Origin of the sequence: Microbacterium sp. H37-C3 (assembly GCF_027157935.1) — a bacterium.
In the GTDB taxonomy this organism is placed as follows: domain Bacteria; phylum Actinomycetota; class Actinomycetes; order Actinomycetales; family Microbacteriaceae; genus Microbacterium; species Microbacterium plantarum.
Window position 1 is genome coordinate 1 of record NZ_JAPVLR010000002.1, and the last position, 15036, is coordinate 15036.

A 15036-nucleotide genomic window follows, 5' to 3' on the forward strand; every position below is an offset into this window, starting at 1 on the left:
GGCGGCGGTCGGACGCGCCCTCTTCGCGGGCGACGGCCCGCATCCGACGGCGGTCGTCTCGCAGAGCGATCTGCTCGCGGTGGGTGTGCTGCGCGCCGCGGAGGAGGCCGGGCTGCGGGTACCGGAGGATGTCAGCATCACGGGCTTCGACGGCATCGTGGTCGACGGTCTCGCGCCCTACGAACTGACCACACTCGTGCAGCCGGCGTGGCAGAAGGGGCGAGCCGCCGGCGAGGCTGTGGCAGCGCTCCTGGCCGGAGACACGCCCGACTCGCAGTGGTTCACGAGTACGTTCCGTGTGGGGAACACGACGGGGCCGGTCGCTGTCAAGTATTAGCCGGTCGACCGTAGACCGGCATCCTGTCGGTAAGATGGGTGACACGACCCCCCACGCCCAGAGGAGGCCTGTTGCTGATCTTCCTCGGTGCGTTCGCGGTTCTTCCGTTGGTTCTGCCGTGGTTGATCAAGCGGATCGGCGCCCGCGCATTCTTCGTCGCAGCACTCCTGCCCATCGCAGCGTTCGTCGACGCGGCCCGTCGCGCTCCTGAGGTTCTGAGCGGCGGCATTCCGTTCGAGTCATACGCCTGGATCCCTCAGCTCGACATCGCTCTGTCGATGCGGATGGACACCCTCGCGTGGATCATGACGCTCATCGTCACCGGCGTCGGTGCGCTCGTGATGATCTACTGCCGCTGGTACTTCGACGGCAAGAAGGTCGGCGTCGGGCAGTTCGCGGCCGTGCTGCTCGCCTTCGCCGGCGCCATGTACGGACTCGTTCTCACCGACGACATCGTCGTGCTGGTGATGTTCTGGGAGATCACGAGCGTTCTCTCCTACCTGCTCATCGGGTTCTACAACGGCCGAGGAGCGAGCCGCCGTGCCGCGCTCCAGGCGCTTCTGGTCACCACCCTCGGCGGTCTCGTGATGCTGATCGGGGTCGTCATGCTGGTCGTGCTCTACGGCACCACGAGCCTGAGCACGATCGTCTCCTCCCCAGCACCGGAAGGTGCGCTCCTCAGCATCGCGATCGCTCTCACGCTCGTCGGTGCCCTGAGCAAGTCGGCCATCTTCCCCTTCCACTTCTGGCTGCCCGGCGCCATGGCCGCGCCCACCCCGGTCAGTGCCTACCTCCACGCTGCGGCGATGGTGAAGGCCGGCATCTATCTGATCGCCCGTCTCGCGCCCGCCTTCGCGCACGAGGACCCGTGGCGTCCCATGGTCATCGGGCTCGGCGTCTTCACGATGCTGCTCGGAGGTCTGCAGGCCCTGCGCGAGTCCGACCTCAAGCGCATCCTCGCCTTCGGCACCGTCAGCCAGCTCGGCATGCTGACGGTCGTTCTCGGCTATGGCGAGCGCAACTCCGCCCTGGCCGGCCTGGCGCTGCTCGTCGGCCACGCGCTGTTCAAGTCGTCGCTGTTCCTCGTGGTCGGCGTCATCGACCGACAGCTGTCGACCCGCGACATCCGTGAGCTCTCGGGAGTGGGACGCCAGGCGCCGACGCTCGCAGTCTTCTCGATCATCGCGATCGCCTCGATGGTGGGCGTGGCACCGACCATCGGCTTCGTCGCGAAGGAAGCCGCGCTCTCGTCGCTGCTCGAGGGGGGCACGGATCCGCTCGCCCTCGCACCGCTGATCGGCATCGTGCTCGGCTCGCTGCTCACCACGGCTTACGGCGCACGCTTCGTGTGGGGCGCGTTCTTCACGAAGAAGGATGCCGCAGGCGCGACCCTGCCTCGCACGGAGTGGCCCGATCCGCCGATCGGATTCCTCGCCGCCCCGGTGCTGCTGAGCGGCCTCACCGTCGTCGGGGGCATCGCCGCACCGTTGCTCGATGCCGCGTTCTCGGGCTACGCCGCCACGATGCCCGAGGCGGCGGGAGCCGACGGCTACGATTACCACCTCGCCCTCTGGCACGGTTTCGAACCCGCGCTTTTCCTCTCGGTCGGCAGCATCCTCGCCGGTCTCGTGCTGTTCTGGTTCGTCGGGCGGCGCCCCGGCACGCAGCGTCGCTGGCTCCCCTTCACCGCCGTCGACGCCTACAACGGGACGGTTCGTGCCATCGTGCGGACCTCGGTGTGGACGACGTCGCTCACCCAGCGGGGGTCGCTTCCGGTCTACGTGGGCACGATCTTCGTCGTGTTCGTCGCGGCCGAGGGCACGGCGCTCATCGCGCACGGCGGCTGGCAGGCCGACCTCGCCGCGTGGCACTCGCCGATGCAGGTCTTCGTCGCACCCATCATGATCATCGCGGGCATCATCGCGGTGCGTGCCCGCAAACGTTACACCGGAGTCGTGCTCGTGTCGGTGACGGGGCTCGGCATGGTCGCGCTCTTCGCGTCGGCCGGTGCGCCCGACCTCGCGCTGACGCAGATTCTGGTCGAGACGGTCACGCTCATCGCCTTCGCGCTGGTGCTGCGCCGCATCCCCTCGCGGATGGGCGACCACAATGCCTCGGTCTGGCCGATCGGGCGTGCGCTGCTCGGCATCGGCGTCGGCGCGACGATGGCACTCGTGGCAATCGTCGCGACCAGCGCGCGCGTCGCCGAGCCGATCTCGACCGCGTTCCCCGACCTCGCGTACGAGATCGGTCACGGCAAGAACGTCGTCAACGTCACCCTCGTCGACCTGCGCGGCTGGGACACGATGGGCGAGCTGTCGGTGCTGATCCTGGCGGCGACGGGTGTGGCCTCGCTCGTGTTCGTGACGCATCGCTCCGACACGCTCTCTCGTGCGATCTCGTCGCTGCCCACCGGCGCGCTGCGCACGCGCCGTCCGCTCGTCGAGACGTCAGAGGGGCCGCGGCCCCGCGCCGGATCGGGATCGTCGCGGCAGGCTTGGCTCGTGGGCGGGCAGAAGCTCCGCCCCGAGACGCGTTCGATCATGCTCGAGGTGATCGTCCGCATCCTGTTCCACACGATCATCGTCGTGTCGCTGTATCTGCTCTTCGCCGGCCACAATCTGCCGGGCGGCGGCTTCGCCGGCGGACTCGTCGCGGGGATGGCGCTCGTCATGCGCTACGTCGCGGGCGGACCGTACGAGCTCGGGGCTGCCGCTCCGACGGATGCCGGGCGACTGCTGGGCGTCGGGATGGCGCTGGCTGTCGGTACCGCGGTCGTGCCCCTCTTCTTCGGTGCGCCCGCCCTGACGAGCACGTTCTGGGAGGCGGAGCTGCCCGTTCTCGGCCACGTGGAGTTCGTCACCTCGACGATCTTCGACGTCGGCGTCTACCTCGTGGTCATCGGGCTCGTCCTCGACGTGCTCCGCTCGCTGGGCGCGGAAGTCGACCGGCAGCGCAAGGAGCGAGAGGAGCTCGCCCGATGAACGTCTCACTGATCCTGATCATCATCATGGGCGTGCTCTTCGCCGCCGGCGTCTACGCGATGCTCGAGCGCAGCCTCACCCGCGTGCTGATCGGCTTCCTGCTGCTCGGCAACGCGGCCAACCTGTTCCTCCTCGTCGTCATGGGGGCGCCCGGTGTCGCGCCGTTCTACGGCTCGGCCGATGACCCTGCCGAGTTCAGCGACCCGCTGCCGCAGGCGCTGACTCTCACGGCGATCGTCATCACCTTCGCCGTCTCGGCTTTCCTGCTCGCCCTGATCTACCGTTCCTGGCAGCTCGGTCAGGCCGACACGGTCGAGGATGACGAGGCCGACCTCGCCGTGCGCGATCGCATGGCCGAAGACGAGGAGGCGATGGAGCAGGAGATCACCGACGAAGACGACGACGCGACGACCGACTTCGTCGGCGACCAGACGTCACCCATCACCGTGCTGCACTCGCGCGACTTCGACGCGCTGCGCGACGACGCGCCCACCGATCGCCCCGGAGGAGACCGATGAGCGCCCTGGTTCCCCTCCTCGTGACGCTGCCCCTGCTGGGGGCCGCGGTCGCCCTCATCTTCGGTCGCCGCCGCCGCATCCAGGTCGGGGTCTCGATCGTCACGCTCACCGCGACGCTCGTGATCGCGGCGGTGCTGCTGAACGTCATCAACGCCACCGGCGTGCCGATCGCAGTCTCGGTCGGCGGGTGGCCGATCCCGTTCGGCATCGTGCTCTACGTCGACCGGCTGGCCGCGCTGCTGGTCGTCGTCTCGAGCGTCGTCCTGCTCGCGGTCCTGCTCTTCTCGGTCGGCCAGGGCGCCGCAGACGGTGACGACGAGACACCGGTCTCGATCTTCCACCCGTCGTACCTCATCCTCTCGGCGGGCATCTTCAACGCCTTCATCGCGGGCGACCTGTTCAACCTGTACGTCGGATTCGAGATCCTGCTCGTCGCGTCGTACGTGCTCATCACGCTCGGGTCGACCGAGTCGCGCATCCGCACGGGCGTCGTCTACATCGTCGTCTCGCTCGTGTCGTCGATCCTGTTCCTGTCGGCGATCGCCGCGATCTACGGTGCGCTGGGCACCGTGAACATGGTGCAGCTCTCGCAGCGGATGACGGAGCTGCCGCAGGAGACGCAGCTCGTCCTGCACCTGCTGCTGCTGCTCGCGTTCAGCATCAAGGCCGCCGTCTTCCCGCTGTCGTTCTGGCTGCCCGACTCGTATCCGACGGCGCCCGCTCCCGTCACCGCGGTGTTCGCGGGGCTGCTGACGAAGGTCGGCGTGTACGCGATCATCCGCACCGAGACGGAGATCTTCCAGGACAACAGCGTCAACACGCTGCTGCTGATCGTCGCGCTGGCGACGATGATCGTCGGGGTGCTCGGCGCCGTCGCGCAGGCCGAGCTCAAACGCATCCTGTCGTTCACCCTGGTGAGCCACATCGGCTACATGATCTTCGGCCTCGCCATAGCCACGCCGGCGGCCGTCGGCGCGACGATCTACTACATCGTCCACCACATCGTCGTGCAGACGACCCTCTTCCTGGCGGTCGGTCTCGTCGAACGCCGGGCCGGGTCGACCTCGATCCTGAAGGTCAAGGGCCTCATGCGCGCGGCGCCGCTGCTCGCGGTCCTCTACTTCATCCCCGCGATCAACCTCGGCGGTCTCCCGCCCTTCTCCGGCTTCATCGGCAAGTACGCGCTGTTCGACGCGGCCGCCGACGAGGGCACCCCTCTGATGTACGTGCTGATCGTCGCGGGCATCATCACCTCGCTCCTCACCCTCTACGCCCTCATGCGCGCGTGGAACCTCTCGTTCTGGCGTGAGAAGGACGAGATCGGCGAGGGCGAGAACGAGACCGACTCGCGCATCGCCTACCTCGGCGATGCCGAAGGGGCCGACGTCCAGACCGAGAAGCGCGTCATCCCGCGCATCATGACGACGGCGACGGCCGGGATGGTCGCCGTCACGGTCGCGCTGACCGTGTTCGCCGGACCCCTGTACGACCTCTGCGCCGCCATCGGAGAATCGCTCCTGCAGCCGGTAACGATCAGTCAGCTCGAGCAGGAGGTGCAGTGATGATGGGCGAGGCCAAGCGCAACGCGGCCACCGCGCTCTGGCGACAGCTGCCGTTCTTCGTCTGGCTGGTCGCGCTGTGGATGCTGCTGTGGGGTCAGTTCACGGTGCTCGCGGCGCTGACCGGGATCGTGGTGGCGCTCTTCGTGACGCGCGTGTTCCGCCTGCCGCCCGTCGAGCTGTCGGGCCGGGTCAACATCTGGTGGGGTGTCGTCTTCTTCCTCGAGTTCCTGTTCTCGCTCGTCAAGGGGTCGCTGCTGGTCGCCTGGCAGGTCATCGATCCGCGCCGCCAGCCGGGCGCCGCGATCATCGCCGTGCCGCTGCGTACCGATGACGACCTGATCATGACGCACGTCGCGGTGACGGCATCCCTGATCCCCGGCTCGCTGATCATCGACATCGACCGCGACCGCCGAATCCTGTACGTGCACGCCATCGGCATCCGCACGCAGGAGCAGCTCGAGCACCAGCGGCGCGAGATCCAGCACTGGGAGGAGCGCATCGTCCGAGCGGTCGGATCGAAGGAACAGGCGCACCAGCTGTCGGACCTGCGGAGGGAGCGCTCATGACCTGGCTCGTCGTCGTCATCTCGGTCGTGTTCGCGGTGTCCGCGCTGCTGACGCTGTGGCGCATCATCGTCGGCCCGTCGATCCTCGACCGCGCCGTCGCATCCGATGTGCTCCTGACGCTCGTGATCTGCGCGCTCGGCGCCGAGATGGCGATCAACCATCACACCCGCACCCTACCCGTGCTGCTGATCGTCGCCGCGGTCGGCGTGTTCGGTTCGATCTCGATCGCGCGCTTCGTCGCGCGGAAGGACAACACGGACGCCTCATGAGCATCACCGACGTCATCGCCCTCGTGCTCGTCCTCATCGGGGCCCTGCTGTGCCTCACGGCAGCGATCGGGCTGCTGCGTTTCCGCGACGTGCCGACGCGTCTGCACGCCGCCACGAAGCCCCAGGTCCTCGGCTTCATCCTCATCTGCGTCGCCGTGGGGGTTTCGCTGCACTCGTGGCCGGTCGTGGCCTTCCTCGTGCCGGTGGCCCTGATCCAGCTCGCGACGGCGCCGCTGTCGGCCCACATGGTCGGACGTCAGGCGTACCGCAACAAGACGCTCGACGGTGAGTCGCTCTTCGTCGACGAGTTCGCCGACGCCCCGGCTCCGAGCGACACCCGCGACTGACCCGACGACGCGCTAGCCGGCGAGCGAGTCGAGGTGACGGTCGAGCACCTGGTCGACATCGACGGCCGGGTCGGTCGACGACGTCCAGATGAGGTGCAGCGCCAGCCCGTCGAGGAGAGCGTGCAGGCGCTCCGCTTCGAGCACCGGATCGATGTCGGCGCCGAGCCCTCCCGTCTCCCCGAGCTCGCTGATCACGGCGGCACAGACGCGATGGACGCCGTCGTGCAGCTCGCGGGCGTGGCCCTGCAGGCCGTCGTCGGTGAGAGCGAGCCGGCTCAGCTGCAGCTGAACCAGGAGCTCGGTGCGCCGCGAATCGTCGAGCGGCAGCAGCTCGCGCATCCAGCGCATCGCGCGCTCGCGTCCCTGGCCGGTCACGGCGAGCAGACGGGTCGTGACGTCCTGTTGGAGGCGCTCGAAGCAGAATCGGCGCAGCTCATCCTGCGTGGGGAACGCACGACGAAGGGATGCCGTCGCGATCCCCGCCTCGTCGGCCACCCGCCGCACCGACAGCGCCGCCACTCCGTCGCGGGCGAGCACTCGGAACGCGGCCGCGGCGATCTCGTCGTTGCGGTGGTCGTGGTCGATCAGGCGGGGCATGTCATCATCATCCCGCAGCGACCGGAGCACGCTTGGGCCACACGGAGTAGCTAATGGCCCAGAGCAGGTCGATCCCGACGATCACCCCGAGGATCGGGAAGAACCCGAGCAGCTCGGAGGTGCGGTCGTCGTCGCCGACGAGCAGGATGAGCCCGCCGAGGATCGCAGCCGCGATAGCGGACGCGAGCAGCGTGCGCGGCACATCCTTCCAGCAGGCGATCGCGTATGCGGTGCCGTACAGCGCGGGGCGCGGCGCCGCGCCCCGGAAACGCGTGGCGACCTTCGCATCGGCCCAGGCGATCATCCGGTGTCCGTAGGCGACGGAGATGCCGATGTAGAGCGCCGCCAGCCCGTGGTGCCAGGAGGCCGTCCCGCCGCCGAGCAGGTCGATCGCGACGAGCAGCAGCAGGACGAGGTCGATCAGCGGCGCGGCGAGGAGCAGCATCGCGCCGAGGCGGGGTCGGTTGAACGCGTAGCGGGCTACGAGGCCCGCGATGATCGCAACCCAGAATCCCACCTCGCAGGCGATGATGGCGGCCAGGATCATGGTCGAGTCCTCTCGGTTCGGCGGATGGAGCGATGTTAGCACGCGCGTGTTACTAAAACCGGCGCCCTTCGTCGCCCACCGAGGCCCGAAGTCGTATTGACTGGAGACATGACGCACGCCCCGCCTGACGCCCGGGTCTTATCCGTCGAGGCCGCTCCCGCGGTCGTGGTGCCCGTGCACCGGTCGTGGGAGAACCTCGCGCGGCAGGCCATCGTCGCGGCGTTCGTCGTCGGAGCGGCCATCGCGAGCGCCGCCGTGCCGTGGCTCCCCGTGACGGATGCGGCGAGGATGTGGCAGGGAGCGGCGCTCGCCGTCCTGCTCCTCGTCCTCGGCGCGCTCATGGCGCGATGGCCGGCGCTGCGGCGTGCGGAGCTCGTTATCCCGATCGGCGACTTCGTCGCGATCGGCCTGCTGCGGTTCGGCACGGGTGACACGCAATCGGTGTTCCTCGCGATCGTCGTCCTCCCCGTCATCTGGATCGCTGCCGGACCGGGGCGCTGGCGCATCGTGCTCCCGCTCGTCGGTGTGTGCGTCACGCTGCTGCTGCCGCTGGTGCTCGCGCCCGACCAAGTGCTCACCGTGAGTGAGCTCGTTCGACTGATCATCGCCGTACTCGTCTACGCCGCAGCGGGCGCCGTCGTGAACGAGCTGTCGCGCCGCTCGCTGCAGAAGCTCACGGCGTCGCAGTGGCACCGGCGTCTGGCCGAGGCCGAGGTGTCGCAGGCCGCCGTCGTCCAGCGGTCTCTGCAGCCGGTCGACGGGTCGGATCTGCCGGCGCGCTTTCGGGTGGCCGGCGCGTGCGTCCCGGCCCGCACCGTGGGCGGCGACTTCTACGACTGGTACGCCACCCCCGACGGCGGCACCGCCTTCACCCTCGGCGACGTCATGGGCAAGGGGGTCGGTCCCGGGATGATCGCCGCCGCCGTCCGCACGGTCATTCGGAGCAACGTCGACGATCCCGACCCCGCCGCCGCACTCCGCCGCGCCGCGATCGGTCTCAACACCGGTCCGACCGACACGATCGGAGCCCAGTTCACGACGTGCTTCCACGCGCGCATCAGCCCCGATGGGATGCTGCGGTGGGTCGATGCGGGTCACGGCCTCACCGTGATCCGTCGCGCGGACGGCACCAGCGAGTTCCTCCGCTCGGGCCACCTTCCGATCGGCGTCGGGACCAGCTGGACGAGCGATGAGCTCTCGTTGCGCCCCGGTGACAGCGTCATCAGCGTCAGCGACGGCGTACTCGATCTGTTCGGCGGATCGCTCGACTCCATCGACCGCTATCGCGACTTCGTCAGCAGCCGGCCCGATATCGACACCGTCGTCAGCGAACTCGTCGCTCGGGCCGCAGGAAGCGAACAGGAGGATGACGCCACTGTCATCGCCGTGACCTGGGGCACGGCCTGATCGCCGGCGTCGGCCTCAGAATGCGCGGTTCCGCACCAACTCGAGGGCGGCCTCTTCGTACCAGCTGCCCGCCGCGGGACCGCCGTTGCAGGTGCCGTCGCTCTCGCCGGGTCGCTTGATCCAGAGCAGCGCGTCGAGTCCGGAGCCATCCGCGCCGACGCTCGGCGGCGTCCCCAGGCCCACGCCGCTCGGGTTGCACCATGTGCCCTGCCACCCGCGACCGTTGCGCGACGTGTCGATGACGTACCGCGGGCTGCCGCCCAGCAATGCTCGCAGGCGCTCCGCGTACCGCTGCTCGTCGGCGGTCGGCGAGAAGTTCGACACGTTGGTGGAGAACCCGCGGCCGTCGAGGACGCCGGCTTCCCGCAGCCGCTGCGCCATCGTCTCGGGCGGCACCCAGTTCGCGTTCCCCGCATCGATGTAGGCGGTGACGCCGGCCTCGGTGAGGGCACGGACGGCGTCGCGGATCAGCGTCGTCCGGGGCCCCTGACCCGCGCACTCGCCCAGCATCGACAGGGCGTCCGGCTCGACGATCACGGCGGATGCGGTGCCGCGCAGCGTCTGCGCGATCAGCCGTGCCCACTCCCCATAGCGTTCGACCGGCAGCCCGCCTTGCGAGTACGCGGAGCAGTCGCGGGCGGGGATCGCGTACATGACGAACGTCGCCACCTTGTTCTGCGCGGCCGCCGCGGCGGTCTCGGCCCGCAGCACCTGCACGAGCTCGGCATCGCTGTACCACTCCCCGAGCCAGGTCGCGGTGGGCATGCGCGCGATCACGTCGAAGGCATCGGCCACCGCCGTGCGTCCCTGAGCTCGCGCGTCCGACGCCGCTTGGGCCGCAGCCGAATGGGTCGGCAGCGCGGCACCCCGAGCGAGCGGATTCGGGCCCGAGGTCGGGGCGACCGCTGGTCCGGCGCCGCGGCGCGCCTCCTCGTGCGCGCTCGCGGGCGCCGCATGCGCGACTCCGGCGGCGAAGGCGAGAGCGAGCACCGCCGCGAGCGCCGATGAGATCCGTGGAACGCTGCGCATGATCGACCTCCTTGCAACGGTGCCCCGAGACTACCGGGATGCCGCGCGCTCGTCAGCGGCCTCGTGCGACCTCCGCCCGGATGATGTCGGCGAGCTCGCGCGGCCTGCTCCACATCGGCCAGTGGCCCGTGGGGAGGTCGACGACGTCGACGTCCCGAAGCCGGGTGACCTCGGCGAACATGGGATGACCGCTCTCGGCCATCCGCATGACCTGCTCGCCGGAGATCGAGCAGCACACCAGGGTGGTCGGCACGGCGTAGCGGGCGCCATCGGTGAGGATCACCGGTTCCCTCACTACGGATGCCGGCTCGGCGACCGCCCGGGCTCGGAACCGCGTCAGGCCCTCGGGCTCGATGCCGTCGAGGCTCGCCTGCTGTGCGAGCTCGTCGAAGGGCGGCAACGGCAGCTCCGAGACGGCCTCCGGGAGTCCCGGTGCGAACGCGGCACCGCTCGCCATCGGGCCCGAATCCACCCACACCACACGTCGGACGAGTTCCGGATGCCGGTCGAGGATGATGCTCACCGGACCGTTGGCGCCGCTGTGGGCGACCAGGACGGCTGGATCGTCCCGCGACGCTCCGAGCTCGTCGAGCGTGTCGCGGATCGCGCCGACCTGATCTTCGAGCGTGCGCGTCGCGTGCTCGGGGTCGTCGGCGTCGAGGCCCGGCAGGGTGAGCGCTCGTGCGCGCCCGTCGACGGGTGAGAGATGGACGACGACGTCGTCCCATGCCCAGGCGCCCAGCCAGTGGCCGGGGACGAGGACGAGCGGGGGAGAGGTGAGCTGATCGGTCATGACACCAGCATCCGCCGGGTATGGGACAGCAGTGTGTCATCATCTATGTCATGAATTCACCGCGGCGTCGACGATGAAGCGCGCGGAGCGCTTGCACGCCCTGTTTGAGACGCTGCGGCGAAGCGGGACGCGCGGTGTGTCGGCCGAGCGTCTGGCACGTGAGTTCGAGGTCTCGGTCCGCACGGTCAAGCGCGACCTCGATGCGCTCGAACGCAGCGGTGCGCCGATCTGGTCGCGGCCCGGTCCGGGCGGCGGCTACGGGCTCGCCGCCGGGTCCTCGCTCCCGCCGATCAGCCTCTCGCCCTCTCAGGCGGTGGCGCTGATGGCGGCTGTCGCCGCTGCGTCGGATGCGCCCTACGCCGACCTCGCGTCGGCCGCGGTGCGCAAAATCGTCGACGTGCTCGACCCCCGGACGCGGGAGCGCGCGGTCGACCTCGCCGGACGCGTCTGGGTCGACGGGGCGCCCGCGGCTTCGCGAGCCGTCCGATCAGCGCTCGAGGAGGCGATGCTCGAGCAGCGCGTCGTCCGCATCCGCTACACAGCCGAGAGCGGAGCCACCACCACGCGCGACGTCGAGCCGGTGCTGTTCGCGTCGAACGGCGGTCGGTGGTACCTCATCGGATGGTGTCGACTGCGCGACGCGATGCGGTGGTTCGCGGTCGATCGCGTCGAGCGTGCGCACGTCAAGGCGGCGGAGTGCGAGGGCCACAGCGTCGCCGAGGTCGGGCAGCCGCCGGAGCACGCCCGACCGGTCGACGGGGTGCGTGCCTAGCGACGATCAGCCGATGAGGCTGGGCTGCAGGTCGCGCAGCGTGCGGCCGTGCGTCATCCGGGCCACGCCGATCGCGGCGAGGATGAGTGCTCCGGCCATCCACGTGAACAGCACCGCGAGGTCGAGGCTGACCCGGCTCAGGTCGCCCCCGTACATCCACTGCCGCATGCCGTCGACGACGTAGCCCATCGGCAGGACGTGGTGCAGGGCGGCGAGCGGTGCCGGGAGGGTCTGCCAGGGGAAGGTCCCGCCCGCGGTGACGAGCTGCAGCACCATCAGCACGAGTCCGATGAACTGACCCACGGATCCCAGCCACACGTTGAGCGCCAGGATGATCGCGGCGTACGTGAACGATGCGGTGATCAGCATCCCGAGGGTGCCGACCGGACTCGAGAAGTTGAATCCGAGCGCGATCGACAGCACCCCGAAGAGGACGATCATGCCCACTCCGCCGAGTATCGCCGGAGTGAGCCAGCCGGCGAGGGTCACGCGGAGGGGTGAACGCAGCGCGGTCACCGCCCGGCGCGAGACCGGCTTCACGATGAGGAAGAGGGCGTAGATGCCGATCCATCCCGCGAGGGCGGCGAAGAAGGGCGCCAGGCCGGCACCGTAGTCACCGGCCTTCGCGAGGTTGCCGGAGTCGACCGCCACCGGGTCGGCGATCGTCTGCGCCTGCTGCTCGCGCAGCTCGGAAGTAGAGACGGGCAGCTGGGCTACGCCGGAGCTCAGCCCGTCGCGCAGGGTGACGAGCCCGCCGTCGAGCGTCCCGAGTCCCGAGGCGAGCCGACGGGCGCCCTCGTCGAGCTGAGCGGCGCCGGTCGCGGCCTCGTCCGTCGCCGACGCGAGCTGGCCGGCACCCGACGACACGGATGCCGCACCGTCGGCGGCCTGCGCGGCACCGGTGGCGAGCTGTGCGGCGCCCGAGCTGACCTGGGCCGCCCCCGCGGCGAGGCGGTCGATCTGACCCGTCGCCTCGTCGACGCGCGTCGCGCCCGACTGCAGACGGTCGCCGATGGGATCGAGGCGGGCGAGGACCTCCGCGATCTGCGTCTGATCGAGACCTCCGTCGGCGAGCAGCGCGGCGATGTCTGTGCGTACCTGCGGCAACTGACCCGCGGCGTCGTCGACGGCTGCGCGAACGCGGTCGGCGTAGCCCGCGAGCTCGGCCGTCCCGTCGGAGACCTGGGCCGCACCGGACGCCAGGTCCGACGATCCCTGAGCCAGCGTGCGGGTGCCGTCGGCGAGCTGCGACGCGCCGACGGCGAGCTGGTTCGCACCGTCGCGCAGCTGCACCGCTCCGCTCGACAGCCGCCCGGTTCCGTCGGCGAGCTGGTTGGCGCCGTCGAGCGCCTGACCTGCCCCGTCGACGAGCTGGTTCGCCCCGTCGGTGGCGTTCTGCAGCTGCACGCGGATGTCGGCGATGCCGGTGAGCAGCCGCGATGCCGCCTCGCGTCCGACGAGCTCGGCGACGGAGGAGCGGATCCGCTCGACCGCCTGCGAGCCGATCGACGAAGCGAGGTAGTTGTTCGCGTCATTGGTGGCGAGCACGAGCGTCGCCTGGCGGGGCTCGTCGCCTGCGGCGCTGGTCAGGGCGAGCGAGAAGTCCTCGGGGATGGTCACCGAGAAGTCGACGTCGCCGGTGCGCAGGGCTTCTTGAGCCTCGGCGGCGGTCATGTCCTTCCAGCCGAAGGCCCGGCCCTCGACGAGCTTGTCGGTCACGTCGGACCCGTAGTTGACCGTGCCGTTGCCGTCGCTCTTGGGCGCCCCCGAGTCGAGGTCGACGAGCGCTACCGGGATGTCGGCGAACTTCCCGTACGGGTCTTGGTTTGCCCACAGATACAGCCCGCCGTAGAGGACGGGGACGAGCATGAGCGCGATGAGCGCGACCACCGACATCCGGGTGGCCGTCAGCCGTCGTAGTTCGGCGGAGATGAGGGCGGGGATCTTCATCGGGAGGCCTTCGGACGGGTGCCGCGCAGCCGGATGCCGCTGGGCACCAGGCGTCGGTTCGGCGCGAGGGGATCGGTTTCGGTGAGCAGCGTCGCAGCGGCCTGGCCGGCGATCACGAGCACCGCGAGGCCGCGTCCCGCGAACTCCCGGGCGAGGGTCCACCAGTCGTGCGGATCGCCGCCGTGGCGGTCGGGGGAGACGAGCACGATGCCCTCGACGCCCGGTCGTAGGACCGCCAGCTCGAGCAGCATCCGGATGCGGTCGGTCGCGGGCACGTCCCCGATGGGGACGCGCGAGTACGAGCGCAGATCGTGCTCGTCGAGCCACCGCCGCGCGGAGATCGGGTCGGCGAGGCGGCCCGCGAACATCAGCTCCTCGCTGACGACGCCGACCGTGGAGATGTTCGGGGGTGGGTCGCTCACGTCCGGCGCGTCGATCAGTGCGGTCTTGTGCCGCAGCGTGCGCGAGGCGCGGGCGCCGTCGAGTAGGACGGTGCCGCCGTCGGGCCGCATCCGTCCGCTCGCGATGAGGCCCAGGACGGTCGGGCGCTGCTCCGTCTCGGCGATCGCGAGGGTGGCACGGCCGGTGCGGAACGACAGGGTCGTGGGCGGCAGAGCGAGGTCTTTGCGGCCCTTCGCCACGGCACGCAGCTCGACGCGCATCAGGAGACCGCCCCCACGACGTCGGGGTGCGAGTCGATGAGTGCGGCGGCGTCGCGCCACGAGAGCCCCGCGATCGAGAGGACCGCGCGCACGACGAGCGACCGCGCCTCGGGTGAGGACGCGTCGAGCCGGACGATGACGGTGCGCGCGGTCTCCTCGATGAGACGAGCGAGAGTCGGCGCGGCGACGTCCGTCCGCAGCGCGCCCTCGTCCTGCCCGCGGCGCACCAGGTTCATCAGTGCGCGGCGAAGCGGGGCGAGCGCGGCGGCGGAGTCTTCGACGTGCCGCTCATCGAGGGCGACGGCGGCGGCCACCTGCACGTGGGATGCCTCGCCCCAGAGCCGACCGGTCAGGCGGGCCAGCGCGACCGGAACCGGCTCGGTGTCGAGTCGCAGCTCGGGATCTGTGGCGATGGCGTTGAAACGCTGGGCGCCCGACGCCACGAGCTCGCGCACGAGCGCGTCACGGTCGTCGAAGTGGCCGTACAGCGCGCGGCGGCTGAGCCCGGCGGCGCGGGCGATCGCGTCGACGGACGCGCTCGGGTCGAGCGCGAGCGTGCGCGCGGCGGCGGAGAGCAGGCCGGCGCGATTGGCGGCGGCATCCTTCCGCGGACGACGGGGGGAGACGGTGTCGGTCACCCGTCGATGATACGAACCTGCACAGGTATGTGCAAGTTATTGATGCGCGCGTGCCCGA

General features: G+C 70.1%; 16 protein-coding genes. 9 read left to right on the forward strand and 7 right to left on the reverse strand.

Annotated elements, in window-relative coordinates; all coding sequences use genetic code 11:
- The 7 genes from O1W71_RS05040 to mnhG form a co-directional block, all read left to right on the forward strand.
- A partial coding sequence (locus O1W71_RS05040; RefSeq protein ID WP_269266800.1) for a substrate-binding domain-containing protein occupies positions 1-337 on the forward strand: 337 nt, incomplete at its 5' end.
- A 71-nt stretch (positions 338-408) separates the two neighbouring features.
- On the forward strand, positions 409-3321 hold the full coding sequence (locus O1W71_RS05045) for a Na+/H+ antiporter subunit A (RefSeq protein WP_269266801.1): 2913 nt from the start codon (positions 409-411) through the stop codon (positions 3319-3321).
- Positions 3318-3839: a Na(+)/H(+) antiporter subunit C gene (locus O1W71_RS05050; RefSeq protein ID WP_269266802.1), complete on the forward strand. Its 522-nt coding sequence runs from the start codon at positions 3318-3320 to the stop codon at positions 3837-3839. The genes O1W71_RS05045 and O1W71_RS05050 overlap by 4 nt, the downstream gene beginning before the upstream one ends.
- Positions 3836-5401, forward strand: a complete 1566-nt coding sequence (locus tag O1W71_RS05055; protein ID WP_269266803.1) for a Na+/H+ antiporter subunit D — start codon at positions 3836-3838, stop codon at positions 5399-5401. The genes O1W71_RS05050 and O1W71_RS05055 overlap by 4 nt, the downstream gene beginning before the upstream one ends.
- 2 nt (positions 5402-5403) lie before the next feature.
- Positions 5404-5967: a Na+/H+ antiporter subunit E gene (locus O1W71_RS05060; RefSeq protein WP_442924110.1), complete on the forward strand. Its 564-nt coding sequence runs from the start codon at positions 5404-5406 to the stop codon at positions 5965-5967.
- Positions 5964-6236: a monovalent cation/H+ antiporter complex subunit F gene (locus O1W71_RS05065; protein WP_114587494.1), complete on the forward strand. Its 273-nt coding sequence runs from the start codon at positions 5964-5966 to the stop codon at positions 6234-6236. Before O1W71_RS05060 ends, O1W71_RS05065 begins: the two co-directional genes overlap by 4 nt.
- Positions 6233-6583: a monovalent cation/H(+) antiporter subunit G gene (gene mnhG, locus O1W71_RS05070; protein WP_269266804.1), complete on the forward strand. Its 351-nt coding sequence runs from the start codon at positions 6233-6235 to the stop codon at positions 6581-6583. Before O1W71_RS05065 ends, mnhG begins: the two co-directional genes overlap by 4 nt.
- A 12-nt stretch (positions 6584-6595) precedes the next feature.
- Here mnhG and O1W71_RS05075 read toward each other — a convergent pair whose 3' ends face one another.
- Both O1W71_RS05075 and O1W71_RS05080 read right to left on the reverse strand, forming a co-directional pair.
- Positions 6596-7180, reverse strand: coding sequence for a TetR/AcrR family transcriptional regulator (locus O1W71_RS05075; protein ID WP_269266805.1), 585 nt, complete (start codon positions 7178-7180; stop codon positions 6596-6598).
- Positions 7181-7187: 7 nt separating this feature from the next.
- A complete protein-coding gene (locus O1W71_RS05080; protein WP_269266806.1) occupies positions 7188-7727 on the reverse strand; it encodes a hypothetical protein in 540 nt (179 codons plus the stop codon).
- Between the two features lie 108 nt (positions 7728-7835).
- On the opposite strand from O1W71_RS05080, the gene O1W71_RS05085 reads away from it, so the two are divergent.
- Positions 7836-9134 carry a PP2C family protein-serine/threonine phosphatase gene (locus O1W71_RS05085; RefSeq protein WP_269266807.1) on the forward strand — a complete coding sequence of 433 codons (1299 nt, stop codon included), beginning with the start codon at positions 7836-7838 and terminating at the stop codon, positions 9132-9134.
- Between the two features lie 15 nt (positions 9135-9149).
- Here the strand turns inward: O1W71_RS05085 and O1W71_RS05090 are convergent, their stop codons facing one another.
- Positions 9150-10163, reverse strand: a complete 1014-nt coding sequence (locus O1W71_RS05090) for a glycoside hydrolase family 6 protein (protein ID WP_269266808.1) — start codon at positions 10161-10163, stop codon at positions 9150-9152.
- A 52-nt stretch (positions 10164-10215) separates the two neighbouring features.
- Positions 10216-10956, reverse strand: coding sequence for an alpha/beta fold hydrolase (locus O1W71_RS05095; protein WP_269266809.1), 741 nt, complete (start codon positions 10954-10956; stop codon positions 10216-10218).
- Between the two features lie 73 nt (positions 10957-11029).
- Between O1W71_RS05095 and O1W71_RS05100 the strand changes: the two genes are divergently transcribed.
- Positions 11030-11728, forward strand: coding sequence for a helix-turn-helix transcriptional regulator (locus tag O1W71_RS05100; protein ID WP_269266810.1), 699 nt, complete (start codon positions 11030-11032; stop codon positions 11726-11728).
- Between the two features lie 6 nt (positions 11729-11734).
- Here the strand turns inward: O1W71_RS05100 and O1W71_RS05105 are convergent, their stop codons facing one another.
- Genes O1W71_RS05105 through O1W71_RS05115 form a run of 3 tightly spaced genes read right to left on the reverse strand, consistent with a single transcriptional unit; the run spans position 11735 to position 14978 of the window.
- Positions 11735-13678, reverse strand: a complete 1944-nt coding sequence (locus tag O1W71_RS05105; protein WP_269266811.1) for a YhgE/Pip domain-containing protein — start codon at positions 13676-13678, stop codon at positions 11735-11737.
- Positions 13675-14340: a hypothetical protein gene (locus O1W71_RS05110; RefSeq protein ID WP_269266812.1), complete on the reverse strand. Its 666-nt coding sequence runs from the start codon at positions 14338-14340 to the stop codon at positions 13675-13677. The genes O1W71_RS05105 and O1W71_RS05110 overlap by 4 nt, the downstream gene beginning before the upstream one ends.
- On the reverse strand, positions 14340-14978 hold the full coding sequence (locus tag O1W71_RS05115) for a TetR/AcrR family transcriptional regulator (protein WP_112615629.1): 639 nt from the start codon (positions 14976-14978) through the stop codon (positions 14340-14342). The genes O1W71_RS05110 and O1W71_RS05115 overlap by 1 nt, the downstream gene beginning before the upstream one ends.
- Positions 14979-15036 lie beyond the last annotated feature (58 nt).

What these genes read in the sequence shown, in the direction of transcription:
- mnhG (WP_269266804.1), top strand. Translation starts at nt 6,233, where the DNA reads ATGAGCATCACCGACGTCATCGCCCTCGTGCTCGTCCTCATCGGGGCC.
- O1W71_RS05090 (WP_269266808.1), bottom strand. Translation starts at nt 10,163, where the DNA reads ATGCGCAGCGTTCCACGGATCTCATCGGCGCTCGCGGCGGTGCTCGCT.
- O1W71_RS05075 (WP_269266805.1), bottom strand. Translation starts at nt 7,180, where the DNA reads ATGCCCCGCCTGATCGACCACGACCACCGCAACGACGAGATCGCCGCG.
- O1W71_RS05065 (WP_114587494.1), top strand. Translation starts at nt 5,964, where the DNA reads ATGACCTGGCTCGTCGTCGTCATCTCGGTCGTGTTCGCGGTGTCCGCG.
- O1W71_RS05105 (WP_269266811.1), bottom strand. Translation starts at nt 13,678, where the DNA reads ATGAAGATCCCCGCCCTCATCTCCGCCGAACTACGACGGCTGACGGCC.
- O1W71_RS05095 (WP_269266809.1), bottom strand. Translation starts at nt 10,956, where the DNA reads ATGACCGATCAGCTCACCTCTCCCCCGCTCGTCCTCGTCCCCGGCCAC.
- O1W71_RS05110 (WP_269266812.1), bottom strand. Translation starts at nt 14,340, where the DNA reads ATGCGCGTCGAGCTGCGTGCCGTGGCGAAGGGCCGCAAAGACCTCGCT.
- O1W71_RS05055 (WP_269266803.1), top strand. Translation starts at nt 3,836, where the DNA reads ATGAGCGCCCTGGTTCCCCTCCTCGTGACGCTGCCCCTGCTGGGGGCC.
- O1W71_RS05050 (WP_269266802.1), top strand. Translation starts at nt 3,318, where the DNA reads ATGAACGTCTCACTGATCCTGATCATCATCATGGGCGTGCTCTTCGCC.
- O1W71_RS05085 (WP_269266807.1), top strand. Translation starts at nt 7,836, where the DNA reads ATGACGCACGCCCCGCCTGACGCCCGGGTCTTATCCGTCGAGGCCGCT.
- O1W71_RS05080 (WP_269266806.1), bottom strand. Translation starts at nt 7,727, where the DNA reads ATGATCCTGGCCGCCATCATCGCCTGCGAGGTGGGATTCTGGGTTGCG.
- O1W71_RS05100 (WP_269266810.1), top strand. Translation starts at nt 11,030, where the DNA reads ATGAAGCGCGCGGAGCGCTTGCACGCCCTGTTTGAGACGCTGCGGCGA.
- O1W71_RS05060 (WP_442924110.1), top strand. Translation starts at nt 5,404, where the DNA reads ATGGGCGAGGCCAAGCGCAACGCGGCCACCGCGCTCTGGCGACAGCTG.